Annotated in this window: 21 protein-coding genes and 1 tRNA gene; 18 read left to right on the plus strand and 4 right to left on the minus strand. The window is 59.7% G+C overall.

Going from position 1 to position 24,286, the window contains the following annotated elements:
- Positions 1-2: 2 nt before the first annotated feature.
- From LAP85_02455 to LAP85_02495, 9 genes are all read left to right on the plus strand, one after another.
- On the plus strand, positions 3-875 hold the full coding sequence (locus LAP85_02455; protein MBZ5495238.1) for a carbon-nitrogen hydrolase: 873 nt from the start codon (positions 3-5) through the stop codon (positions 873-875).
- Between the two features lie 108 nt (positions 876-983).
- On the plus strand, positions 984-2,486 hold the full coding sequence (locus tag LAP85_02460) for an acyl--CoA ligase (GenBank protein ID MBZ5495239.1): 1,503 nt from the start codon (positions 984-986) through the stop codon (positions 2,484-2,486).
- Positions 2,483-3,451 (plus strand): 2-dehydropantoate 2-reductase, encoded by a 969-nt coding sequence (locus LAP85_02465; protein MBZ5495240.1) that lies wholly within the window; start codon positions 2,483-2,485, stop codon positions 3,449-3,451. The genes LAP85_02460 and LAP85_02465 overlap by 4 nt, the downstream gene beginning before the upstream one ends.
- Complete coding sequence (locus LAP85_02470) at positions 3,451-4,530, plus strand: UDP-N-acetylmuramate dehydrogenase (protein ID MBZ5495241.1); 1,080 nt, start codon at positions 3,451-3,453, stop codon at positions 4,528-4,530. Before LAP85_02465 ends, LAP85_02470 begins: the two co-directional genes overlap by 1 nt.
- A gap of 73 nt (positions 4,531-4,603) precedes the next feature.
- On the plus strand, positions 4,604-4,996 hold the full coding sequence (locus tag LAP85_02475) for a hypothetical protein (protein ID MBZ5495242.1): 393 nt from the start codon (positions 4,604-4,606) through the stop codon (positions 4,994-4,996).
- A gap of 19 nt (positions 4,997-5,015) precedes the next feature.
- Entirely contained in the window at positions 5,016-5,768 is a 753-nt protein-coding gene (locus LAP85_02480; protein ID MBZ5495243.1) for a copper homeostasis protein CutC, read from the plus strand.
- A 152-nt stretch (positions 5,769-5,920) separates the two neighbouring features.
- The gene (locus tag LAP85_02485; protein ID MBZ5495244.1) at positions 5,921-6,523 is read left to right on the plus strand and encodes a LemA family protein; all 603 of its coding nucleotides are present in this window, start codon (positions 5,921-5,923) and stop codon (positions 6,521-6,523) included.
- A gap of 36 nt (positions 6,524-6,559) precedes the next feature.
- Entirely contained in the window at positions 6,560-7,447 is an 888-nt protein-coding gene (locus tag LAP85_02490) for a TPM domain-containing protein (GenBank protein ID MBZ5495245.1), read from the plus strand.
- 66 nt (positions 7,448-7,513) lie between these two features.
- Complete coding sequence (locus LAP85_02495) at positions 7,514-8,143, plus strand: TPM domain-containing protein (GenBank protein ID MBZ5495246.1); 630 nt, start codon at positions 7,514-7,516, stop codon at positions 8,141-8,143.
- Positions 8,144-8,432: 289 nt separating this feature from the next.
- Here the strand turns inward: LAP85_02495 and LAP85_02500 are convergent, their stop codons facing one another.
- On the minus strand, positions 8,433-9,917 hold the full coding sequence (locus LAP85_02500; protein MBZ5495247.1) for a hypothetical protein: 1,485 nt from the start codon (positions 9,915-9,917) through the stop codon (positions 8,433-8,435).
- Between the two features lie 266 nt (positions 9,918-10,183).
- Between LAP85_02500 and LAP85_02505 the strand changes: the two genes are divergently transcribed.
- A complete protein-coding gene (locus LAP85_02505) occupies positions 10,184-13,069 on the plus strand; it encodes an FAD-binding protein (protein ID MBZ5495248.1) in 2,886 nt (961 codons plus the stop codon).
- Between the two features lie 94 nt (positions 13,070-13,163).
- Positions 13,164-13,880 carry a hypothetical protein gene (locus LAP85_02510; protein MBZ5495249.1) on the plus strand — a complete coding sequence of 239 codons (717 nt, stop codon included), beginning with the start codon at positions 13,164-13,166 and terminating at the stop codon, positions 13,878-13,880.
- Positions 13,881-13,905: 25 nt separating this feature from the next.
- Here LAP85_02510 and LAP85_02515 read toward each other — a convergent pair whose 3' ends face one another.
- The 3 genes from LAP85_02515 to LAP85_02525 all read right to left on the minus strand — a co-directional run bounded on the left by LAP85_02515 (position 13,906) and on the right by LAP85_02525 (position 16,165).
- Positions 13,906-15,117, minus strand: a complete 1,212-nt coding sequence (locus tag LAP85_02515; protein MBZ5495250.1) for an FAD-binding oxidoreductase — start codon at positions 15,115-15,117, stop codon at positions 13,906-13,908.
- Positions 15,114-15,443 carry a 6-carboxytetrahydropterin synthase gene (locus LAP85_02520; protein MBZ5495251.1) on the minus strand — a complete coding sequence of 110 codons (330 nt, stop codon included), beginning with the start codon at positions 15,441-15,443 and terminating at the stop codon, positions 15,114-15,116. Before LAP85_02520 ends, LAP85_02515 begins: the two co-directional genes overlap by 4 nt.
- Positions 15,444-15,535: 92 nt before the next feature.
- Complete coding sequence (locus LAP85_02525) at positions 15,536-16,165, minus strand: 7-cyano-7-deazaguanine synthase (protein ID MBZ5495252.1); 630 nt, start codon at positions 16,163-16,165, stop codon at positions 15,536-15,538.
- A 319-nt stretch (positions 16,166-16,484) separates the two neighbouring features.
- On the opposite strand from LAP85_02525, the gene LAP85_02530 reads away from it, so the two are divergent.
- The 7 genes from LAP85_02530 to rho all read left to right on the plus strand — a co-directional run bounded on the left by LAP85_02530 (position 16,485) and on the right by rho (position 24,255).
- Positions 16,485-16,569, plus strand: a tRNA-Leu gene (locus tag LAP85_02530).
- Positions 16,570-16,640: 71 nt separating this feature from the next.
- A complete protein-coding gene (gene tig, locus LAP85_02535; GenBank protein ID MBZ5495253.1) occupies positions 16,641-17,915 on the plus strand; it encodes a trigger factor in 1,275 nt (424 codons plus the stop codon).
- 18 nt (positions 17,916-17,933) lie between these two features.
- Entirely contained in the window at positions 17,934-18,506 is a 573-nt protein-coding gene (gene clpP / locus LAP85_02540; GenBank protein MBZ5495254.1) for an ATP-dependent Clp endopeptidase proteolytic subunit ClpP, read from the plus strand.
- A gap of 30 nt (positions 18,507-18,536) precedes the next feature.
- Positions 18,537-19,772, plus strand: coding sequence for an ATP-dependent Clp protease ATP-binding subunit ClpX (gene clpX, locus LAP85_02545; GenBank protein ID MBZ5495255.1), 1,236 nt, complete (start codon positions 18,537-18,539; stop codon positions 19,770-19,772).
- An 8-nt stretch (positions 19,773-19,780) separates the two neighbouring features.
- The gene (lon, locus tag LAP85_02550; protein MBZ5495256.1) at positions 19,781-22,165 is read left to right on the plus strand and encodes an endopeptidase La; all 2,385 of its coding nucleotides are present in this window, start codon (positions 19,781-19,783) and stop codon (positions 22,163-22,165) included.
- A gap of 112 nt (positions 22,166-22,277) precedes the next feature.
- Positions 22,278-22,856 (plus strand): ribosome biogenesis GTP-binding protein YihA/YsxC, encoded by a 579-nt coding sequence (gene yihA / locus LAP85_02555; protein MBZ5495257.1) that lies wholly within the window; start codon positions 22,278-22,280, stop codon positions 22,854-22,856.
- Between the two features lie 148 nt (positions 22,857-23,004).
- Positions 23,005-24,255, plus strand: a complete 1,251-nt coding sequence (gene rho / locus LAP85_02560; GenBank protein MBZ5495258.1) for a transcription termination factor Rho — start codon at positions 23,005-23,007, stop codon at positions 24,253-24,255.
- Positions 24,256-24,286 lie beyond the last annotated feature (31 nt).

The raw sequence follows: 24,286 nt of genomic DNA on the forward strand, positions 1-24,286 counted from the left end.
CAATGAAGGCGACAATTGCTCTGATTCAGATGTCATGCGGCAATGATCCGGCGGCTAATCTGGGAAATGCCATGGAGCGCATTCGCCAGGCCGCCGGACGGGGCGCGCAAATCATCTGCCTGCCCGAGCTGTTCAAGACCTTGTACTTTTGCCAGGCTGAAGAGCACGCCAATTTCAGCCTGGCCGAGAAGGTCCCCGGTCCTACCACCGAGCGTCTCGGCGCTTTGGCACGCGAGTTCGAGGTCGTGCTGATTGTGCCGCTGTTCGAACGCCGCGCGCCCGGAGTGTACCACAACACGACGGCCATCATCGATGCCGACGGCACTTACCTGGGCAAGTACCGCAAGATGCACGTGCCCGACGATCCACTCTACCACGAGAAATTCTATTTCACGCCTGGGGATCTGGGCTTCCAGGCATGGGAGACGCGCTATGGCCGGATCGGCGTGCTGATCTGCTGGGATCAATGGTACCCGGAAGCTGCCCGTCTGACGGCGCTCCACGGCGCCCGCATCCTCTTCTACCCCACCGCCATCGGCTGGCATCCTGGCGAAAAAACTGAATACGGCGTAAGCCAGCATTCGGCATGGGAGACAATCCAGCGCAGCCACGCCATCGCCAACGGCGTGTATGTTGCGGCGGTCAACCGGGTAGGACATGAAGGCGACAGTCCGGGCGGCATCGAATTCTGGGGCGCCAGTTTCGCTTGTGACCCCGCAGGGACGGTCCTGGCAAGATGCCCGCATGACCGCGAAGAGACGGCGGTCATCTCCTGCGACCTGCAAAATGTCGATACCATGCGCACTCAATGGCCGTTTCTGCGCGACCGCAGGCTGGATGCCTATCAGGACTTGACTCGCCGGTACCTGGATTGACCGATTTTGGATTTTAGATTTTGGAATTCAAATCAGGCAGGTAAAGATTGTAGATTGTTGATGCAAGTCCGGAATCCGCATTCCAAAATCCAAAGTGAGATGGGTTTTATGAGCAACGGTACTACCCTGTGGGAGGCTATCTCCAAGGAAAACCCGGACCGTGCCGCGTTAGTTGTACCCGGCGGGCCGGTCGTGAGCTATCGATCTTTACGCGAGCAAGTCGAACGGCTTGCGAGCTACCTTCAGCGTGCCGGAATTTCCCGCGGCGACCGTGTCGCACTGGTACTGCCGAACGGTGTCGAGGCCGTGGTTGCGTTCCTGGCGGCGGCGACGGCAGGCACAGCGGCACCGCTGAACCCCGGCTACAAGTTGGAGGAGTTCCGGTTCTACCTGTCCGATACCGGCGCCAAAGCTCTGATTGTGCCGCCAGGCGGAGCCGATCAGGCCCGGCAGGCTGCAGGTCCGGCGACCCTGCTCCTAGAATCCCGAATCGAGGCCGGGGGCTCGATTCAATTCGTTTCTTCAGCACACATGAGATCACAGGGAGAGCTCGATCCCTCCCCGGCTGAGGATGCAGCACTGGTTCTGCACACGAGCGGCACGACAAGCCGTCCCAAGCGTGTGCCGCTCAAGCACTCCAACCTCCTGGCATCGGCGCGCAACATCGCTCGATTTTATGCGCTCACTCCCGCGGACGTTTCGATGTGCGTGATGCCTCTCTTCCACGTGCATGGGCTGGTCGGCTCTGTCCTGTCATCCTTGCTGGCCGGAGCCACTGTGGTGGTGCCTCCCGGATTCAATGCGCTCTCCTTCTGGTCCACGGTTCAGGCGCACCACGCAACCTGGTATTCCGCAGTTCCGGCAATCCAGCAGATGCTGCTGGCACGCACACGCGAGGGAATGCGCCCGGCGGGTGCCGAAGGGCTTCGTTTCATCCGGTCCTGCAGCTCCGCCCTGGCCCCGGCAACCATGGCCGAGCTCGAGCACCGTTTCAAGGTGCCGGTGCTCGAGGCGTACGGCATGACCGAGGCATCGCATCAGATCGCCACCAACCCGTTGCCGCCGGCAGAACGCAAACCCGGAACAGTCGGGCTCGGCAGCAATGTCGACATCGGGATCATGGATAATGCGGGGCGTTTACTCCCCTCTGGAGCGCAGGGTGAAGTGGTGATTCGCGGCGCAAACGTCATCACCGGATATGAGGACAACCCGGAGGCGAATGCGACTTCCTTTACCAGCGGCTGGTTCCGCACCGGTGACGAAGGGATTCTGGACAAGCAAGGTTATCTGAAGTTGGTCGGCCGCATCAAGGAACTCATCGTGCGCGGCGGCGAGAAAATCGCGCCGCTGGAGGTCGATCAGGTGCTCCAGCTGCATCCGGCTGTCGCCGAAGCCGCGACCTTTGGAGTGCCGCATCGGATCTACGGCGAGGAAGTCGCGGCTGCGGTGGAATTGCGCGCTCCCGCCACAGAGGAGGAACTGCTCGCCTTCTGTCGCGATCACCTGGCGGATTTCAAATGCCCCAAAAGGATCCACATCGTGGAGCGCATCCCGCGTACGGCCACCGGCAAAATACAACGGAAGACCGTTGCGCAGAAGCTGGAGCCATGAAGTTTGCGATTGTAGGTGCAGGAGCGATCGGAGCTTACGTCGGCGCCTGCCTTTCATCCGGCGGAGCAGAGGTCGCTCTCCTGGCACGCGGCCCCCATCTTGAGGCCATGCGCCAGCACGGAGTGCGGGTTCGGTTCCAATCTGGGGAGTCGTTGACAGCCCATCCATTTGCCACCGACGAGCCTGCGGAAATCGGGCCGGTGGACGTGGTCTTCCTGGCGTTGAAAGCCCCCGGCCTCATCGCGATAGCCCCACACCTGGCACCCATTTTGAGGGCCGAAACGCCGGTCGTGGCCGGACAAAACGGCATACCCTGGTGGTATTTCGAGAATTACGGCGGCCCCTTGGAAGGGACACATCTGGAAACAGTGGATCCTGGGGGGGGCTTGTCCTCCGCCATCCCGGCACGTCGTGTGATCGGTTGCGTGATTTATTGCTCGACGGCGATCGCCGAACCCGGCGTCATCAGACACATCCAGGGGAATCGCTTTGCGATCGGCGAGCTCGACGGCACCCGGAGCGAGCGCTGCAGGCAGATCGCCCAGGCATTTCACAACGGCGGGCTCAAATGCGCGGTGCGCAGCCGCATACGTCACGATGTCTGGGTGAAGCTGATCGGCAGCCTGGCCTTCAATCCCATCAGCGCCCTGGCGCGCGCCGACATGGAGGAGATCCTCCAGGATCCGCGCACCTTCGCCCTGGCACGTGCCATCATGAAGGAAGGAGAGGCCGTGGCACAATCCCTCGGCATGGAGCTTGATATCACGGCGGATCAGCGCCTGGAAGGCGCCGCCCGCGTGGGTCCGCACAAGACCAGCACGCTCCAGGACCTCGAAATGGGAAGGCCGCTCGAACTGGATGCCATCGTCGGCGCCGTGGCCGAATTGGCGGATAGGCTGGGCATTCCGGTCCCTCATACAAAGACCGTCTACGCTTGCGCGAAACTCCTGGAGAAGCGCCTGTGATGAGGCAATCCCCTTTTCCGGTCGTCTTTCGAGAACGAGTGCCGCTGGCGCCTTACACCTCGTTAGGCATCGGGGGTCCGGCGCGTTACCTGGCAGAGGTCGAGACGGAGGCCCAGGTGATTGAATCCCTGGAATTCGGTGAGGCCCGCAAGCTGCCGGTTTTCATTCTTGGAGGGGGAAGCAACATCGTCGCCTCCGATGCCGGTTTCGACGGTCTTGTCGTCCGGATCGCCCTGCGCGGCATCAGGCACAAAAGTGGCGGCGTCTTTGTGGCGGCGGCCGGGGAGGAATGGGATCCCTTCGTGCGCCGTTGCGTGGAACATGGCCTGGTGGGAATCGAGTGTCTAAGCGGGATTCCGGGCACCGTAGGCGGCACGCCGGTGCAGAACGTAGGCGCTTATGGCCAGGAAGTGGGAGAAGTGATCGTCGCAGTACGCGCCCTGGACCGCAATGCCCGGCACGTGGTGGAGCTGAACAACAAAGCATGCGGCTTTGCGTACAGGACGAGCATCTTCAACACCGCATGCCGCGAGCGTTATGTCGTTCTTTCGGTTACGTACGCGTTGCGCGCAGGCGATAAACCCCGGGTCGCTTACCCCGACCTGATTCGATATTTCTCCGACCGGACGGATTCTCCCAGCCTGGCCGAGGTGCGGGAGGGAGTTCTGCACATCCGAGACCGCAAATCCATGGTCATCCGGCCTGGTGACCCTAACGCGAGGAGCGCCGGATCATTCTTTAAAAATCCGCTCGTGCCGGCGGACAAGGCGGCACAAGCGGAAGAAGCCGCCAGGTGCCGCGGTTCCCTGAAAAGAGGCGAGATCATGCCCCAGTACCCGATGCCCGAAGGCATGGTGAAACTTTCCGCGGCCTGGCTCATCGAAAATGCAGGTTTCACCAAAGGGTACAGTCGCGGGCGCGTCGGTTTGTCGAGCAGGCACACACTCGCCTTGATCAACCGGGGCGGCGCCACCGCTCAGGAGCTCCTTGACCTGATGCGTGACGTCCAATCGGCCGTGCGCCACTTCTTCGGTGTCGAGCTCGTCCCTGAACCCGTCTTCGTCGGCTTCGACAAGTAAACCAACTTTTTATGAACAATTCTTCCCGGCCTTACGTTTCTAAGAACGTCCATTCAGGACGGAGGTGTGACTTATGAAAAAAGTGGGAATTTCGGTGCTTGCTGCTCTGTTTTTGTTCCTCATGACGGGGATGCTTCTTGCGCAGAATGCGGACCTCAGCGGAACCTGGGTCGGGGATACCTTAATCCCCAACTCGACCGACAAGGACTTCTTGACCGTGGTCTTGAAAAAAGACGGGGTCTCCTATTCCGGCACAATCACCGATTCGATGGGCATGGCGAATGGGGCTGCCCTGGAAAAGATCAAGTTCGAAAACGGCACCTTGAGCTTTCAATTTGCAATTTTCGACGGGCAGCAAAACCTCAGAGTCAGCGCCACCTTCAAGGTCAGTGGGGATAAAATGACGGGCTCCTGGGAGACGGAGAGCGGAGACACCGGCTCCGTGACTCTGGAACGCAAGAAATAGAAATCCTCAGCGGGAGGTGATTGTGAAGAGGGTTCTGGAAGTCTGTGTCGAATCGGTCGAGGGCGCCATGGCGGCACAGGAAGGCGGCGCGGATCGCGTGGAGTTGTGCGCAAATCTCCTTGAGGGAGGCACCACTCCCAGTGCAGGGTCGATCCACCAGGCGCGGCGGAGTCTGCAGATCCGCGTGCAGGTCATGATCCGGCCGCGCGGCGGCGACTTCTGTTATTCGGCGACGGAGTTCGCAGTGATGAAGTTCGACATCGAAGCGGCCAAGGGGGCGGGCGCCGACGGCGTCGTGATCGGCATTCTCAAGGCGGATGGTTGCGTGGACGAGGCCCGCACCCGCGAGCTGACTGCATCGGCAAGGCCCATGAGCGTTACCTTCCACCGCGCCTTCGACATGGCACGCGACCCTTATGAGGCCATGGAGACTCTGATCGCAATCGGTGTCGACCGCATCCTCACGTCGGGACAGGAAAGCAGCGTGCTGGAAGGACTCGATCTGATCTCCGATCTCGTGCGCAAGGCCGGCGACCGCATCATCATCATGCCCGGTGGAGGAATTACCGAACGGAACTTCAGAAAGATCGTCGAGCAGAGCGGCGCCAAGGAACTGCACATCGCCGCCCTGGCGGCCGTTGAGGGCCCAATGAAATATCGCAATACCAGGTGCTTTATGGGGGGCGAGCTGAGGCCACCCGAATTCGGCCTGCTCACGACCCATTCCGGACGGGTCGGTACATTCGTACACGCCCTCCACAAAATGGAGTAGCCGCCAAGACGCCAGAACGCAAGGACGCCAAAGACGCCCAATGTTCCTGGCGTCTTGGTGTCTTAGCAGTGTTCCTACTCAGGGGATCTTAGGAAACGGATGGGTTAGATGCTATGATATCCGTTCAAATTCAATAAATCCAGGAGGCTGGAATGAAAAAGGGCTGGCTTATATTGGTGGGGATCCTGGTGATCCTGGTAGTGATTCCCGGCTTTGCCGTGCAGGGTACTTATAACGACATCGTTGCCAAAGAGCAGGAAGTCAACCAGCAGTGGGCTCAGGTGGAAAACGTGTACCAGAGACGCGCCGATCTGATTCCCAACCTGGTAGCCACCGTAAAGGGCTACGCCGCCCACGAGAGTGAAGTCCTGGAAACGGTGACCGCTTCGCGCGCGCAGGTGGGTTCGGTCCGGATTTCCCAGGACATTCTCAAGAATCCGGCGGAGTTCCAGAAGTTCCAGCAGGCACAGGACAGTCTCGGCAGCGCGCTCACACGCTTGATGGTCGTGGTCGAAAAATACCCGGACTTGAAAGCCAATCAGAATTTCCTCGAGCTGCAAAGCCAGCTCGAAGGCAGCGAAAACCGCATCGCCCAGGAGCGGAGGAATTTCAACAGGGGCGCGCAGGATTACAACATCAGGATCAAGCAGTTTCCTGCCAATCTGGTGGCCGGCTTCTTCGGATTCAAGGAAAAGCAGTACTTTCAGAGCACGCCCGGAAGCGAGAAGGCTCCGGTCGTGAACTTTGGCAAGTAATTGATACAAAAAAACATCCGGTGGTTTTTGCTTGGGATGGGCCTGATTTCCCTCTTTTTTCAGGCCTCGGGGGCGGTTGCGCTCGACATCCCCAAACTCCAGGCGCGGGTCACAGACTTGGCCGGTGTGCTCACACCAGATCAGGTGGCAAGTCTCGAAGAGAAGCTCAGGCAGTTTGAAGCGTCCGACTCCACGCAGATCGCGGTCCTGATCATCCCCAGTCTGGAAGGAGAGGCCCTTGAAGACTTTTCGGCGCGAGTTGCGACTGCCTGGAGACTCGGCCAGAAGGGCAGGGACAATGGCGCCCTGCTATTCATCGCCATGAAGGAACGCAGGATCCGCATAGAAGTGGGCTACGGCCTGGAGCCGAGCCTTACTGATGCACTCAGCAGGCGGATCATCGAGAATGAGATCCGCCCGAGCTTCAGAGAGGGTAACTTCTATCAGGGCGTAGACGCAGGTCTGGGCGCAATCATGCAATCGGTCCGGGGTGAGTACCGGGCTACGACACGATCTTCGAGCGAAAGCCGGCGCGGGCGCAGTTTCGGAAGCGGGTTTGAGTTCCTGGTTTTTCTTCTGGTTCCCCTGCTCTGGCTGCTCGGATCCACCGGCAAATGGGGCGGCGGCATCCTGGGAGGAGGCGCGGGCCTGTACCTCATTTACGCGCTCTTCGGCGCAACCCTGATCCCGATGCTGATCGGGGGCGTGGTCGGCTCGCTTGCCGGCGTTTTCCTCGGAGCAGCCGTCAAGGCCGGGGCTCAGACGCCATCCAACAGACGTTGGGGAGGATTCGGCGGCCCCTTTTTCCCTGGTGGAGGAAGATTTGGCGGCGGCGGTTTCGGCGGGGGCGGCGGCTTCGGTGGAGGCGGTTTCTCCGGGGGCGGAGGGAGTTTCGGTGGAGGCGGTGCTTCCGGGAGCTGGTAGTGTCAACAAAGCCATGAGGGATGAGTGGCGAGTCACGGGTTCAGAGCGAGTCCAGAAGCTATGCTATTGACGGGCGAAGACAAACAGGCTATTGCCGGCGCAATCCAGAGGGCGGAGTTGACCACTTCCGGGGAAATCGTCTTTGCCGTTGCGGATGCATCCGGGCACTATCACCACGCCACCCTGCAGGGGGCCCTTGTCGGAACCATCATTGCCACCGTCGTCTACCTCGCTCTCCCTGCTTTCCATACCATTGGCTTGGTTCTCTGGACTGAGATCATCGCCTTCGCATTCTTTTACGCCGTGATTCCGCACCTGCCCATGAGGCGCTGGTTTGTCCCGCGGCGGGAAATGGACGACTGTGTTCATGAAGCGGCTTTCCGGGAGTTCTACACGGGCGGCCTATACAAGACTCGCGAAGCGAACGGGATCCTGATCTATCTATCCTGCCTCGAGCGCCGCGTCGTGGTGCTGGGCGACAAAGGGATTCACGAGAAGATGGGCGATCAGCACTGGAATGACGTCCGTGATAAGATCATTCACGGCATCGAGCAGGGAAGGGCCAGAGAAGGCATCTGCGCCGCCGTGGAGAGCTGCGGCAAAGCTCTTGCCGAGCACTTCCCGCGCCGCCCCGACGACACCAACGAACTCCCAGATGAAGTCATCGATCGCACCCGGAATACCGGCATCAGCTGACTGGCGCCGCCAATCAGCGCTTGAGGGCAGGGCGTCCGCCGCTTAAGCGCTAAGATAGGAATGATCTTGCCAATAAACGTGGACATGGACCTAAACCTGGACGTAGACGTGGACCTTTTGAGCGGAGACAAACTCTTGCACGCCCAGCCTTTATCAGGCTACGGGTCGCTTCTTATCGCTTGCGGTGCAGCAGAGCGTCAAGGTCCACGTCCAAGTCCAAGTCCAAGTCCAGGTCGGGAAAGTGGGTTAAGTTAGCGCTTAAGGGCGTCCGCCGCTACCCTTGAATCCTTCAGGGATCGATCGCACTTGTGATTTCGCGAAAGCTCAGCTGCAAGGGCGGAATCAAACCGACCGCCATCCGGACAGCCTCGCGACTGAACAAGATGTGACTGCTCTCCCTGACAGTGAGCTTCGCGGTCCCCCAACTCATGATTCCACCCGCGTTCGACAACCCTGCAACATAGATTGCGCCCGTGACACTGCTCCAGCCCCCGCTGTCGAGTTCACCGGCCCCGACGATGAGAATGAGGCCGTTGAATTTGAAGCGGCCCGTAATGGTGACCTTGCCCGTGACCACCAGAAGGCCTCCTCCTTCGAGATCGCCATCGACGAGGAGGTCCCCATCGACGTAGGTCACCTTCGGATCCTGCGTCGGCGAGGTCGGCGGCAAGGTCGGATCATAGCTGCCCAGTGACCTCGGTGCGGCGCCGATCCAGCTCTGAGATCCGGAAAATGTGTTGTCGGCGAACTGCAGCACCGACTGCCTGACAAAGCCCCACATCCAGGCCCCGTCCAGCAGCAACCGCTTGTCGGGACGCATCCCGATCGCAGGAGTAATGTCCTGTACAGAAGGCACCAGCCCTGCTCCCTGGATGTTCATTGTCTGCGCCGGCGCAAGCCCGGCCATGATCTGTTGGGCGGGCGCGATACCGTCGCCGGCCGCGTCGTCGATGGTGGCAATGCCGGGATTGGCGGCTCCGCCCTGGATGAAAAACCTGTCACCGAGAAACATCCCGGCAGCAACGGGATCTACGGCGCTGCTCTGCACGGTTACGGGCGCGTTAAAATCGAAGGTGGCAAGCCGCTTGAATCTCGCCTCAAAAACCACAACCGAATTCCGGCGAGTCCCAGCCAGCGTGGCTTCCATAAGCGTCTGCGCGATCCCCAGCGACCTCAGGATGATCTGATCGTCCCCGTCTTGGAACGGGTTATCTGCCGGATCCCCGGCGAGCTCGCTGGCCTCGCCGTTGTTATCGGACACTTTTACGAAATAGCGGCTGGTCGCCACAGTCCCGGGGCCATGAGGATTCGGCACAATCTGTGCAATTCCCATAATTGGAATCAGGACCACGCCGCTGCCGGCCGGGTGCCAACCCGTACTCACGATCCCGTCGTCGGGAACGCCCGACAAGGCGCCGGCAGGATTCAGGATGTCCAACATCCGGGCTGCGGACCAGCCGACGGGCATTCGGAATGCATGCGTCCCCGCAAACGCAAGGTAGGCCGGGTCGGCACTATTCGTTCCGTCCGGGCCCTGCAGCAGATCGTCGAAGCGGAGGCCTTTCAACAGCGCGCGCCCATGATTCAGGCCTGCCAGCGCGGCCGTACGCGCCCGGACGTAGCTCTCGTAGTTGTCGCTGATGCGCACTTCCGATGTTGCTGTCAGGGTGAGATAGAGGCCGATAACGGAAAAGAGGGAGAGTGCGATCAGTGCGATCAACAAGGCAAAACCGCCCTGACACGAGCCATCAGTGTGGGCAACATCTCTTCGCATGTCTATCATTCCCGCCCTTCGCGACCGTCGCGGGGAGTCACCCTTATTGTTTCGCTGGAGCGGCAATTATTTCATCGAGGGCTCCGATTCTCCGACGGGCATGAAACTCAACCTGCAAAGACCTTCGGGACGGGAACGAATTCCGGATAATTCCCAGAAAGTCATCTTGGTCTTCGCGGTTCGTGTTGCCGGTTACAGCCGGAAATCGATTGGTGTCATTGTATCTTTATGGTAAAGGATACGGCGTGACAGGCGTCGACGAGAAGATCCAGGAATTTGCAGCCGAGCTCCGCCCTGATTTTTCCGGAGAGATCCGCACAGACCGGTTCAGCCGTCTTCTTTACAGCACGGATGCCAGCATCTATCAGATCGAGCCGCTTGCTGTTCTCGTGCCGCGCGGGCACGACGATGTCGCGGCCGCCGTGTCGCTGGCGGCGCGCCACCGTTTGCCCCTCCTGCCGAGGGGTAGCGGCACGAGCCTGGCAGGCCAGACCGTCGGATCTGCCGTGGTGATCGACTTCTCCAAGTACATGAACCGCATCCTGGATGCGAACTTTGAGGAACGTTCCGTGCGCGTGGAGCCCGGCGTGATCCTCGATCAGCTCAACGCCTTCCTGCAGAAGTCCGGATGGCGCTATCCCCCGGATGTGGCCACCAGCAACCGCGCCACGATCGGCGGCATGATCGGCAACAATTCCTCCGGCTCGCACTCGATCCTCTACGGCATCACGCAGGATCACGTGCGCCGGACGCGGGTGCTGCTTGCTACGGGCGAGGAAGCCGGCTTCGGGGAGTTGAGCCTGCAGGAGTGGGAGCGGAGGGCCGCGCTCGACACCTATGAGGGCCGGATCTACCGTTCGGTCAGCCGCCTTGTGGCAGAAAACCGCGATGAGATCCTCGCCCGGTATCCAAAGATCATGCGGCGGGTCGGAGGCTATAACCTGGACAGCGTTCTGGACGCCCGCGGCGGCAACCTCAGCCGGCTGATCGTCGGCAGCGAAGGTACGCTGGCCACCTGCACCGAGACCGTTCTGAACCTGACGCGTGAGCCGCGCGCCAAGGGACTGGACATCGTTCATTTTTCCGATCTCATTGCCGCCCTGGAGGCGCTCGACGAGATTCTGGCGCTGCAACCCTCCGCGGTGGAGCTGATTGACAAGATGCTGCTCGACTTGACGCGCCTGCAGCCGGCCTTCGCCCGAAAAATGACTTTTGTCCAAGGAAATCCGGACGCGATCCTGATCGTGGAGTTCTTCGGGGAAACCGACGAGGAAGTAGAGTCGAAGTTCGCCCGACTCGAGCAACGGCTTCGAACCTCGGGCAGGGGCACGATGTTTATCCGCTCGCTCCACCCCGACGATCAGGCCAACGTCTGGGCGATCCGCAAAGCCGGGCTCGGCCTGCTTTCCAGCATGCGCGGAGACGCCAAACCGATATCCTTCGTCGAAGACACGGCGGTGGCGCCGGAGCTCCTGAGCGAGTATGTGCGTCGCTTCCGGCAGATCCTGCAACGTTTCGATGCGCGTGCCGGCTACTATGGTCACGCCTCGGTGGGCTGCCTGCATATTAAGCCGATCATCAATTTGAAGGAAACAGCCGGCGTCAGGAAAATGCTGGACATTTCAGCGGCGGTGAAGGACCTCGTGGTCGAGTTCAAGGGGGCGATGAGCGCCGAGCATGGCGACGGCATTGCCCGCAGCCAGTGGAACCGGGAGTTGTTCGGCGAGCGCCTCTACGCCGCATTCCGCCAATTGAAGGAAGCGTTCGATCCTGCCGGCATCATGAACCCCGGCAAGATCGTCGATGCTCCCCCCATGACCAGTCATCTGCGCTATGGGCCTCCGTACGCCGCAGTCAAAGTCGGCACGCACCTCGATTTCTCCCGCGACGGCGGCCTGGTCCGCGCCGTCGAACAGTGCAATGGCATGGGCGTTTGCCGGAAACTGGACACCGGGACCATGTGCCCATCGTACATGGCGACGCTCGAGGAGGAACACTCCACGCGCGGTCGCGCCAATGCCTTGCGCGCAGCGCTTTCGGGCATCCTCCCCTTCGAGGAATATGCCGGCGACAGGATTGCTGAGGCTCTGGATCTTTGCCTGGCATGCAAAGCGTGCAAGACCGAGTGCCCCGCAAACGTCGACATGGCGAAGCTCAAATACGAGTTTCTGGCCGGCTACAACAGAAGTCATGGGATCGCGCTGCGTTCGTTGCTGTTCGGGAATATTGCCGTGCTGAGCCGCCTGGGATCGGCGACGGCCCCCCTGTCGAACTGGCTGATGCGTGCGCCCATCGTGCGCCGGACCGCGCAGCGTCTCATGGGCATCCATCCCGAGCGCCGGGTGCCGCCGTTCGTGCGGCGGACATTCCGTCGCTGGCTGCGCAGGCATCCGCCCCGAGTACCGGCGCAGGGAGCTCCCAAGGTTGTCCTTTTCAACGACACCTTCACCAACTACAATGAGCCCTGGATCGGCATTGCCGCGCTGCAGGTACTGGAGAGCGCCGGTGCTCAGGTGTTGGTTCCCGAGGTCTCATGTTGCGGCAGGCCCATGATTTCCAAGGGATTGCTGAACGAGGCGAAGGATAACGCGCGCGCGAATGTCGCCGTGCTGGCGCCTTTCATCGAGTCGGGCGCATTCGTTGTAGGATGTGAACCGAGCTGCATTCTAACCTTGCGCGACGAATACCCGGATCTCCTGGGAACGCCCGAGGCGCAGAAGCTGGCCGGGAGAACCTTGTCGCTCGAGGAATATTTGTGCGGCCGTATGGATGCCGGGGAGTGGCGGCCGCAATTTTCGGCTGCGCCGCGTACGGTGCTGCTGCATGGCCATTGTCATCAGAAGAGCCTCGTGGGATCGGGCCCTTCTCTGCGCCTGCTGAAGGCGCCGCCGGGATTTGCTGCCGAGGAAGTCGATTCCGGCTGCTGCGGCATGGCCGGAGCCTTTGGTTACGAAAAAGAGCATTACCAAATATCGCTGCAGATCGGCGAGATGCGGCTTTTTCCCGCAATCCGGCGCTCGCCTGCTGATGCTCTGATTGTGGCATCCGGCACTTCCTGCCGTCAGCAGATTCTGCATGCGACCGGGCGCAAAGCGCTGCATCTTGCAGAGGCCTTGGCGCGCGCCCTTGTTTTGGGTGAATCTGGCGGCTAGCATGAATGCATCTCGAGATCCGATGCCTGGAGAAAAAGCGAAAATGCACATACCCTCACGGATTAAAAACCGCATGTTTCAGAAGGGCATGCGGATGCACATCCCCAGTCGCCTCCTGATTTCGCTCGCCTTCCTCGGATTGCTCTTCCAGCCTGGATGTCTGTTCCGAAAGCATAAACCTCCCGCGGCGCCCAACCTCCCTGCTCCTGTGCGCATCGCCATGCTTCCGATGAATGTCCCCCAAGGGAATACCGACCTGCGCTGGGTCGCAATCGCCACGATCGTGCTGCTGGAAGAAGTTGCCATGGCCGCTCCCGACCTGGAACCTTTGCCCATCTGGGAATCAATGCCGTCGGCATGCCAAAGTCTGGGGGATTCGCGCACCGTCACCACCGACATCGCGGAACTGACCGCCGCACGGCTGTCGGCTCGCTGGACAGCTCAAGGTGACCTTCTGGCCTCCAGCAACGTGCTCACATTACGACTGGATTTCATCCCGGCGAAGCCGTCGCTGGTTCCCTTCCGCTTTGAGAAGCAGAGCTCCATCGACGAGCTGACGTCCCGCTTCCATGAGGCCTATGACCAGTTTCTCCGCTATTTGATTGTGAGGCCCCTCGACGAAGACAAGATCAAGCCGTTTGATGCGAAAAAACTGAAAGAGCTCGCCGATGCGATCGATGTCGAATATGGCTGGTTCGTGACGGCAAAGCCCGGCGCGGCCGGCAGGATCGTCGAGGACCTGGCGCGCTCGAATCCCGGTTTGGCGCGCCTCCTGTTCAGCCCGACCCTGTACCCCGTCCTGGGAAAGTAAGCCGCAGGGTGATTTTCGGATATTCTCAGATTTCGGTGAGCGCCGGACTGGAGCGCATCGGGCGGTCGATGCGGCACAATGGCGAAATCTCGTCCCGCCGCTCAACGGTCAGGGCCGTGAGCCAGCGCGCCGCCAGGAAAGCGTAGCCAAACCCATGGCCGGTATATCCGCCTGCCACATAGAGCCCATCCTCGCCCGGAATCCCACCCACGATGGGGAGGCCGTCGGGCGTGAAGGCCATGACTCCTGACCACCGGTGCGTCACTGGAGCATGATCCAGGCCCGGGAAATGCGCGCGCACGAACCTCTGCAACGCGGACTGAATGACGTCGCTGACACTATCCTGATAACCCTCCTCAGCGGAGCTTCCGAGGCGCCGGAATCCGCCGAAGATACCGTGTTCGCCTGCCCGCCGCCAGTACTCCGCTCCATAGTTGGCGATGCAGGCGATGTCGGGGAGAACCGCGCTTGGAGCGGCAAGCGCGCAGCATTGTCCGCGCACCGGTTTGACAGTAACTCTACCGTAAATCTGCGGCAGCCAGGCATTGCAGGCAAGAAACAGGAGCGGTGCGGAAAGGGAGCCGTGGGGCGAGCGCACAATCCAGCCGGTGCCCGCCCTGTCGACGCTCCGGATGGGGCTCCTCTCCAGGATGCGCCCTCCGGCCTTCTCGGCCTGGCGCGCAAGGCCGCGAATGAGGCGTACCGGATCGACAACGCCGTCCAGCGGGTTATGAATTCCGCCGCAGAAACCGCGACCGCCCAGGGCGCGATTCATGTCCGCCGCCTCCAGGAAGGCGCACTCGAAGCCGTCTTCCCGCAGAAGCAGGCTGCTGCGGCGCAACTCCTCTTCTTCCTCGCTATCGATCCCGACGGCGTAACTGCCACTGCGACGGTAGCCGCACTCGATGCCGTGGCGGTCTGCCAGTGAGGCGAGAATGCCGTGATTCTCGAGATGCAGGCGCATGATCGCGGCCGCCTGGTTCCGTCCCCAGAATGCCACGCTGCGCGCGTAGTGCTCGCCGAGGCCGCTCACCAGAAGACCCAGGTTGCGCCCCGTTGCCCCGCCGGCCACGGTCTCGCCTTCTACCACCACGGTCTCGAGCCGCTGCTCCGCAAGGAAGTACGCCAGCCCGATGCCGGTCATACCCGCCCCCAGGATCACTGCATCTGCAGTTTGATTCCCTTCAAGGCGCGGGCGCGGCACGTGCCGGGTGTCGAGCCACAGGGAGAGCGTCATCCCATCTCCGCCCACTTTCCCTTGCCTTCCCAGACCCTGACAGCAAAAGGCAGGTGCAGGTGCTCGCCGAGCTTGCGATGAATCATCTCACAAATATTTTCGACCGAGGGATATTCGAGGAAATCGTTGAATGATCTGTGGTCATAAAGGCTGATGGCTTCGCGCAGCAGCCCCTTGAGGTCACCGAAGTCGATGATCATCCCCGTCTTGTTCTCCCCCTCGATGGTCACTTCAATCCTGTAAGTGTGGCCGTGCAAGGTGCCGCATTTTTTATGCCCGGGCAGATAGTGTGCGCAATCAATGTACTCAATGACACCCAGTTTCATGACCCCTCCTCATGCCATCAATCTTATCATTTTGGATTTTGGATCGCGGATCGATATGAATGCCGGCAAGGATCAACTCCAAAATTCAATATTCAATCGAGTCCGGCGGCGGCGAATGCTTCTGCGCGCTCCAGGCAGGATGCGCAGGCGCCGCAAGGACAGTCGGCATTGAAGTAACAGCTCCAGGTCAACTCGAAAGGGACACGGAGTTCGGAGCCCAACCGCACGACTTCGGCCTTTCCCATATCGATAAGCGGAAGGATGATCTCCGTCTGCACCTCAGAGTGGCTCCAGATCGCGATCTTGAAGATCTGATTGAGCTGTTCCCAAAAGGGTTTTCCTGCATCGGGAAAGCTCTCGCAGTCGGTTCGGTTATGGCCGCCGACGATGTGACGCGCGCCGAGAATTTCGGCATGGTAGCCGGACAGGGAATAAAAGATCAGGTTGCGGAGTGGGATATATCCCTGGGGAGCGCGCGCCAATGCGGGATTCGCCAGTTCTGGAGCGGGAATATCGCTGATCTCGCGGATGAACTGGATGGGCGCCACAATCCGATTGGATATGCCCGCATGCGTGCACAGATCCCGGCACGATCTGCGCTCTCGTTCAGGGCGCTCGTAATATTCGAACTCGAGCGCGAAAATGTCCCAGTTCTGAGATCGAGCCCAGTACAAAGCTACGGCCGAATCCACCCCCCCCGATAGCAGGACAATAGCTCGCAATGACCACCTCCGAAAGCTCATCGCAGTGGACGCGGAGGGCAGCAAAGGATGCCAGGTACTTCCCCCTCCAGCCGGAAATCTCGGCGCTCTCAGCTCCCCTCCGCGCCCCCTGCGTTGATCTTGTGCTTTTCACTCCTATTTTCGAGAGTATCAAGCACGCCCTGTAATTTCGATCTCACGTTGACATTATCGCTTGTGTTTGCTAGATTTCGCAATTGGTCGGTGGACCGTTTTTGTATAGCTCGCATTACTTCCCGCCTCGCCCGGTCCCAGCTTTTCCACGGGAAATCCCGGAACAGAGATCCGAGGCCGGACTGCTGCGAAAGTGGCGGAATTGGCAGACGCGCTGGATTTAGGATCCAGTCCCGCAAGGGGTGGGGGTTCAACTCCCCCCTTTCGCACCATGTGTGCCCGTGAGAACTGTTTCGAACTGCCGGAGCAGCATCCGGGGCATTAGAAGAGGAACCATACACCTTTGAGTTTAGAAATTGTCGACGTAAGCAGCTGCAAAAAGAGTCTGGTGGCCGAAGTGCCGGCGGAACAGGTTGAGGAAGAAATCGGCAAGCTGGCCCGAAAGTACGCCCAGCAGGCCAAAGTACCCGGATTTCGTCCCGGCAAAGTGCCGTTGAACATCATCAGGCAGCGGTTTAACGCGGACCTGCGCAGCGACGTGACCCAGGAGATCATCAGCCGGACATGGAAGCAGGCCGTCGCGGAGCGCAGTCTCCAGCCTCTGGCGGAACCCGTGGTCGAAAAGGTGGACGCCGAGGCCGGCCAGCCGCTGAAGTTCGTGGTGTCCTTCGAGGTCATGCCTGAGGTAAAAGTTACTGATTACAAAGGTGTTAGCATAACAACAGCCCCGGCGGCGGTTCATGATGCCGATGTCGCCGCAGCCCTGGAAAGCCTCAGGAATGAGCATGCTCAGTTTGTTCCGGTGGAGAACGCCGAAGTTCATGACGGTCACTACCTTACCGTCACCCTCGATGGTGAGTTCGAGGGAGGGGGAAAGCCCATTCATGAAGAGGACGTAAACTTGATTGTCGGCGCTCCCCAGACCAATCGCGAGTTCTCAGCGAGCCTGCAGGGCGCCCGGGTTGACGAAGTGCGGTCTTTCGACGTGGCCTATCCAGAGGACTATCGCCAGAAACGACTGGCCGGCAAACGGGTGCATTATCAGGTTAAAATCAAGGATATAAAGGAGAAACAGGTCGCGGAACTCAACGACGACTTCGCGCGCGATGTCGGGTCTGCGAGCCTGGAGGAGCTGCGCAGCCGGACCCGGGATGAATTGGTAACGAAGGCCAAACAAGCTGCCGAAGAGAAGGCAAGAGAAACGGTCTTGGATCAGATTGTCCAACGCCTCTCCTTTGACATCCCGGAAAGTCTTGTGCGGGAGGAGCTGGAGGACAATGCCCGGAGGATTGCGGCCAATCTGGCACGTCAGGGCATCGATGTAAGCAAGACTTCCATCGATTGGAAGAAGGTTTTCGACGAAGAAAGGCCTTTCGCCGAGAAATCGGTTCGTCACCGGATGGTGCTGGATGCCATTGCTCGCCAGGAGCAAATCGAGGTAACTGAGCAGGAGGTCGACGCCGAGTTCCAGAAGATGGCGGAAAGGGGCGGCAAATCGGCTGCAGCGATGCGGGCCCAGTTCGAAAAGGATCAACGCCTGCAGGCATTTAGGATGTATTTGCTGCAAAACAAGGCGCTTGATTTCATCTATCGCAATGCTAATATTAGCGAGGGGTGAGGCTTGGCACTTATACCCATGGTCGTGGAGCAAACCAATCGGGGCGAGCGTGCCTACGATATCTACTCCCGCCTGCTCAAAGACAATATAGTATTCCTGGGCACGCCAATCGACGACAACGTCGCCAACGTTGTCACGGCACAGTTGCTGTTCCTCGAAGCCGAAGACCCAACCAAGGACATATCGCTCTACATCAACTCTCCGGGCGGTTCGATTTCGGCAGGAATGGCAATCTATGACACAATGCAGTTTATCCGGCCGGATGTAACCACCATCTGCGTCGGCCAGGCGGCCAGCATGGCTGCGTTGCTTCTGGCTGCGGGGGCTAAGGGGAAGCGCTTTGCGCTGCCCAACTCCAGGATCCTGATCCACCAGCCGTCACTGAGCGGGCTTTCGGGACAGGCAACCGACATCGATATCCATGCCCGGGAGATTCTCAGGCTGCGTCAGTCGATGAACGTGATTCTGGCCCGGCACACAGGCCAGCAGGTGGAGAAGATTCAGGGTGATGTGGAGCGCGATTACATCATGACGGCGGAGCAGGCCAAGGAATATGGCGTTGTGGACCAGGTCATCTCCAAGAAAGAGTAGCTGAGCGCTGGCTCAAGCCGGAGGTTCCCGTTGAGAAAAGACGACGAGCGCGACGACATCTTGCGATGTTCATTCTGCTCCAAGAGCCAGAATGATGTGAAGAAGCTCATCGCAGGACCCACGGTGTACATCTGCGACGAGTGCGTCGACGTCTGCAATGAGATCATCGCCGACGATGTCGTAACCTCCCCGATCGGTGATAAACTGCCGAAGCCGCTGGAAATCAAGGAGTTCCTTGACCTCTACGTAATCGGTCAGGAGGTGACCAAGAAAAAGCTCGCCGTTGCGGTCTACAACCACTACAAGCGGCTGGAAATCAGCAAGAAGCGAAGCGACCTCGAACTCCAGAAGAGCAACGTGCTGCTGATCGGTCCGACCGGAACCGGCAAGACCCTTCTGGCGCAGACCCTCGCCAAGATGCTGTCGGTGCCGTTCGCCATCGTCGATGCCACCACGCTTACGGAAGCGGGTTACGTCGGTGAGGACGTCGAGAACATCATCCTCAAGCTGCTTCAGAATGCCGGCGGAGACAAGGAAAAGTGCCAGCAAGGCATCGTCTATATCGATGAGATCGACAAGATCGCCCGCAAGGACGAGAACCCTTCCATCACGCGCGATGTCTCGGGAGAAGGTGTGCAGCAGGCTCTCCTCAAGATCCTCGAGGGGACCGTCGCCAATGTGCCCCCGCAGGGAGGGCGCAAGCATCCCCATCAGGAATTCATCCAGATCGACACCACCAACATACTTTTTATTTGCGGCGGCGCCTTTGTGGGCCTGGAGAAGATCATTGAGAGGCGCGTGGGCAAAAAGAGCCTGGGATTCCTCTCCGAGAAAGCCTCCAAAGGCAAGACCGCAATGCCGGCCAACATCCTCGACGTAACCCAGCCGCGGGACCTGATCAAGTTCGGCTTGATCCCTGAGTTCGTGGGGCGTCTGCCAGTAATCGGTTCGCTGTCGGAACTGGATCGCATGGCCCTGGTCGAGATTCTGACCAAACCGAAAAACGCGCTGGTGCGCCAGTATCAGAAACTCTTCGAGTTCGAAAACGTCAAGCTCAAGTTCACCGACGACGCCATCGTCGCAGTTGCCGCTCAGGCCCTGGAACGTAAGATGGGGGCCCGAGGATTGAAAATCATCCTCGAGGATCTTATGTTGGATGTGATGTATCAACTTCCTTCTCAGAAGAAAGTGAAGGAGTTCATCGTCACGCGCGAGATGGTGGAAAATAAAGACATCGTCTTCACGCTGCTGGAGAAAGCTGGTTAATTGAAAGCATGATCGAAGACCCCTCCAAGAAGACCGAACGCCTGCCGATGATACCGATCCGGGACGTAGTTGTGTTCCCACACATGATGATCCCGTTCGTCATCGGTCGCCCGTCTTCCATACGGGCGCTCGAGTTCGCCCATGAAGGCTCCAAGCGGGTGTTCCTGGCCACGCAGATCGACGCCTCGGTCGACGAACCGAAGGCAAATGACATTTACAGCGTCGGCACCGTGGCCAACATCGTTCAGAGCGTGAAGCTTTCCGACGGCAACATCAAGGTGCTGGTCGAGGGCATCCAGCGCGTCAGGGCGCTGCGCCTCATTACCGAGCCTGGCTTTTTCGTGGCGGACGTGGAACTGCTGGAAGAGTCCTCGGTGGCCAGCGCGCGCACCAACATACTGGTCAAGCGGCTCCAGTCGGTGTTTGAGCAGTTTTCCAAGCTCAGCCACCATGTAAACTACGATGCGATCCTGAACGCAATGAAGAATCTGGAGCCTTCAAAGCTGGCCGACAACATCTGCGCCAACCTGCCGATCAGCATCGAAGAGAAGCAGCAGCTGCTCGAGACCACCGATCTGGCCGAACGGATCGAAAAGATCAACGAGATCATCGAGGTCGAAATCGAGAAGATCAAGGTGGACCGCAACATCCAGGGGCGCGTGAAGCGCCAGATGGAGCGCGCTCAGAAAGAGTACTACCTCAACGAGAAGATGAAAGCGATCCAGAAGGAGCTGGGCCGCAAGGACGAAAAGACGGAGCTGGAGGACCTCAAAAAGCAGGTCGAGTCGGCAAAAATGCCGAAGGACGCGAACGACAAGGCGATGAAGGAAATCCAGCGCCTGGAAATGATGCCGCCCATGTCGGCCGAGTCCACCGTTTCCCGGACCTACCTTGACTGGCTCCTGGTGATGCCGTGGAACAAGAAATCGAAGGAAATCCGCGACATGCGCTGGTCCATGAAAGTTCTTGAAGAGGACCACCACGGGCTGGAAAAAATCAAGGATCGTATCATCGAGTTCCTGGCCGTGCGCAGCCTGCTGAAAAAACCCCAGGGAACCATTCTCTGCTTCGTGGGCCCACCCGGCGTCGGCAAGACCTCACTGGGAAAATCCATTGCCCGCGCCACCGGGCGCAAATTCGTGCGCCTCTCGCTGGGGGGCGTGAGGGACGAGGCCGAGATCCGCGGCCATCGCCGCACTTACATCGGGGCCCTGCCGGGACAGATCATCCAGTATATGAAGAAAGCCGGGACCCGCAATCCGGTCTTCATGCTCGACGAGGTCGACAAGATGAGCATGGATTTTCGCGGCGATCCCTCGGCAGCCTTGCTCGAAGTGCTCGATCCGGAGCAGAACCATATGTTCGTCGACCACTACCTCGACACCGAGTTCGACCTCTCGATGGTCATGTTCATCGCTACGGCGAATGTCCTGCACACCGTCCCCCGTGCCTTACAGGACCGCATGGAGGTCATCCAGCTGTCCGGATATACGGAGCTCGAGAAGTTGCAGATCGCGAAGCGCTTCCTGGTCAAGAAACAACTGGAAGCCAACGGGCTCAAACCGGAGCAGCTCGAGTTCACCGACGAGGGATTGCTCGAGCTCATCCGCAAGTACACGCGCGAGTCGGGAGTCAGGAACCTCGAGCGCGAGATCGCGAATGTCTGCCGCAAGACCGCCAAGAAGATCGTGATTTCGGAAGCCAACCACAACAAGATCACGCCGGAGGTGGTGGAGCAGCTGCTCGGCAAGCCCAAGTTCCGCGAGCAGGTGGTTATCGAGAGCAACCAGGTCGGTGTCGCCTGTGGCCTCGCCTGGACCGAAGTCGGCGGAGAAGTCCTCTTCACCGAGGCCTCCCTCATGGACGGCAAGGGCCAGCTTACCATGACGGGGAAGCTGGGTGAGGTCATGCAGGAATCAGCCCGGGCTGCCATGTCCTACGTGCGCACCCGCGCAGCGATTTACGGCATCAACCGCGATTTCTATCGCAAGATGGATGTGCACATCCACATCCCCGAAGGGGCCATCCCCAAGGACGGGCCGTCGGCAGGAATCACGATGGCGACCACCATCGTGTCGGTCCTGACCCGGATTCCGGTCCGCAGCGACGTCGCCATGACGGGGGAAATCACGCTGCGTGGCAAAGTCCTGCCGATTGGCGGCGTAAAGGAGAAGCTCCTGGCTGCTCATCGCGCCGGCATGAAGGAAGTCATCCTTCCGAAGGAGAATGAAAAGGATCTCCAGGATATTCCGCCTGACATCCTGGAATCGATAAAAGTCAACCTCGTGGAAACCATGGACGAAGTATTGCAGGTAGCCCTCGAGAGGCTCCCTGTTCCCCAGGGGCAGGTGTCCGAATTATCCGTCCGTCCAAACGAGAACATCGCGCATTAGCAGTTAGAAAGCCCCCAGATGCATCTCTCGTGAATGTGGCTCACTTTGCGGCACCGGCGGCGTGCCTGTGCACTGAGATCAAGACTTGATGCGGGGCGTGTGCGAAAAGGCCGTGAAGCAAACTCGAGTCGAGTTCATCGTGAGCGCCTTCGCGCAGCGTGATTTCCCGCGTGCGGTGATCCCGGAAGTTGTGGTGGCAGGCCGGTCAAATGTCGGCAAATCGAGCCTGATCAACAGGCTCACGGGGGAAGAGGGCCTGGCCCGGACCAGCTCGACGCCGGGGAAAACCAGGAGCATTAACTTTTATCGCTGTGACGGCTCCTTTTTTCTCGTCGACCTGCCGGGATTCGGATTTGCCAAAGGAAAGGCCGGGAGCCGTGAGTGGAAGCAGCTGGTTGAACGGTATTTTGAACGCGGGCCGGCAGTGGCGCTGGTAATCCACCTTGTGGACGCGCGCATGCCGCCCACAAATCTGGATATCCAGTTCGCAGAGTGGCTGCATCATCTGGGGATCCCCAGTCTGGTGGTGGCCACCAAAGTGGACAAGCTGTCCGGCAATCAACGGGCTGTTGAGTTACGCGCAATTTGCGGAGTGTTTCCTGAAGTGCCGGTGATATTCTCATCTGCGGTCACCGGTGTCGGCTGCAAAGAAATATGGAACCGGGTGGTCGAAGCCACCCAAAATCATTAACCTACGAGAGAAATCCCCGAGAGTTTAATCTTGAACTCAACCTACCGGAACCTCTCCCTCCTGGAGGGTAGTTATGCCTGAGACGACGCAACGTCGAAGCAACGCCAATGCCACCAACGGCCGTGAGAAAGAGAAGGAAAACGGCCATCTGAATATCCGCGACCTGAAGGAGATGAACATCGCCGCCCTGACTCAGGTAGCCAAAGACCTCAACGTCCCCGGCTACACCGGGATGCGCAAGCAGGAACTGATTTTTCAGATCCTGAAAGCGCAAACCGAGCAGAGCGGATTGATCTTTTCCGAAGGCGTCCTGGAATGTCTCCCCGAAGGATTCGGGTTCCTCCGCGCCCCCGATTACAACTATCTGCCGGGACCGGATGACATCTATGTTTCCCCTTCCCAGATCCGCAAGTTTGATTTGAGGACGGGAGACACCATATCCGGCCAGATCCGGCCGCCCAAGGACGGCGAGCGCTACTTCGCCCTGATCAAGGTCGAAGCCGTCAATTTCGAGCACCCGGATGCGGCCAAGGATAAGATCTTCTTCGACAACCTGACGCCGCTGTACCCGCACGAAGCCTTCAAGCTCGAAACCGTGTCGGACAACCTGTCGGGACGCGTCATGGACATGCTGGCGCCGATCGGCAAGGGGCAGCGCGGCCTGATCGTGTCGCCGCCCCGCACCGGCAAGACCATGCTGCTGCAGTCGATCGCCAATTCGATCTCCAAGAACCACCCGGACGTGGTCCTCATCGTGTTGCTGATCGATGAACGCCCCGAAGAGGTGACCGACATGCAGCGCTCCGTCAAGGGAGAGGTGATCAGTTCCACGTTTGACGAGCCCGCGTCACGGCACGTGCAAGTGGCCGAGATGGTCCTGGAGAAAGCGAAGCGCTTCGTAGAGCACAAGCGCGACGTCGTGATCCTGCTCGACAGCATCACGCGCCTCGCCCGGGCCTATAACACCATCGTCCCGCCCAGCGGCAAGGTGCTTTCCGGCGGCGTCGACAGCAACGCCCTGCAGCGGCCCAAGCGGTTCTTCGGGGCGGCCCGAAACATCGAAGAAGGAGGGAGCCTGACCATCATCGCGACCTCGCTGATCGATACCGGCAGCCGCATGGACGACGTCATCTTCGAGGAATTCAAGGGCACGGGCAACATGGAGCTGCACCTCGACCGCAAGCTTGTCGACCGGCGCGTCTTCCCTGCCATTGATATCAACAAGTCCGGCACGCGCAAGGAAGAACTCCTGCTGCCGCAGACCGACCTGAACCGGATCTGGATCCTGCGCAAGGTCCTGAATCCGCTCTCGGTCACGGAGAGTATGGAGCTGCTGCTCGAGAAACTCTCCAAGACCAAGACCAACGCCGACTTCCTCGGCGCCCTCTCCGGCGGCTAGAGCCTGAGCCTCAAAGCCCGCCAGGCCTCCG

The sequence above is a fragment of the Terriglobia bacterium genome (assembly GCA_020072565.1).
Taxonomy (GTDB): domain Bacteria; phylum Acidobacteriota; class UBA6911; order UBA6911; family UBA6911; genus JAFNAG01.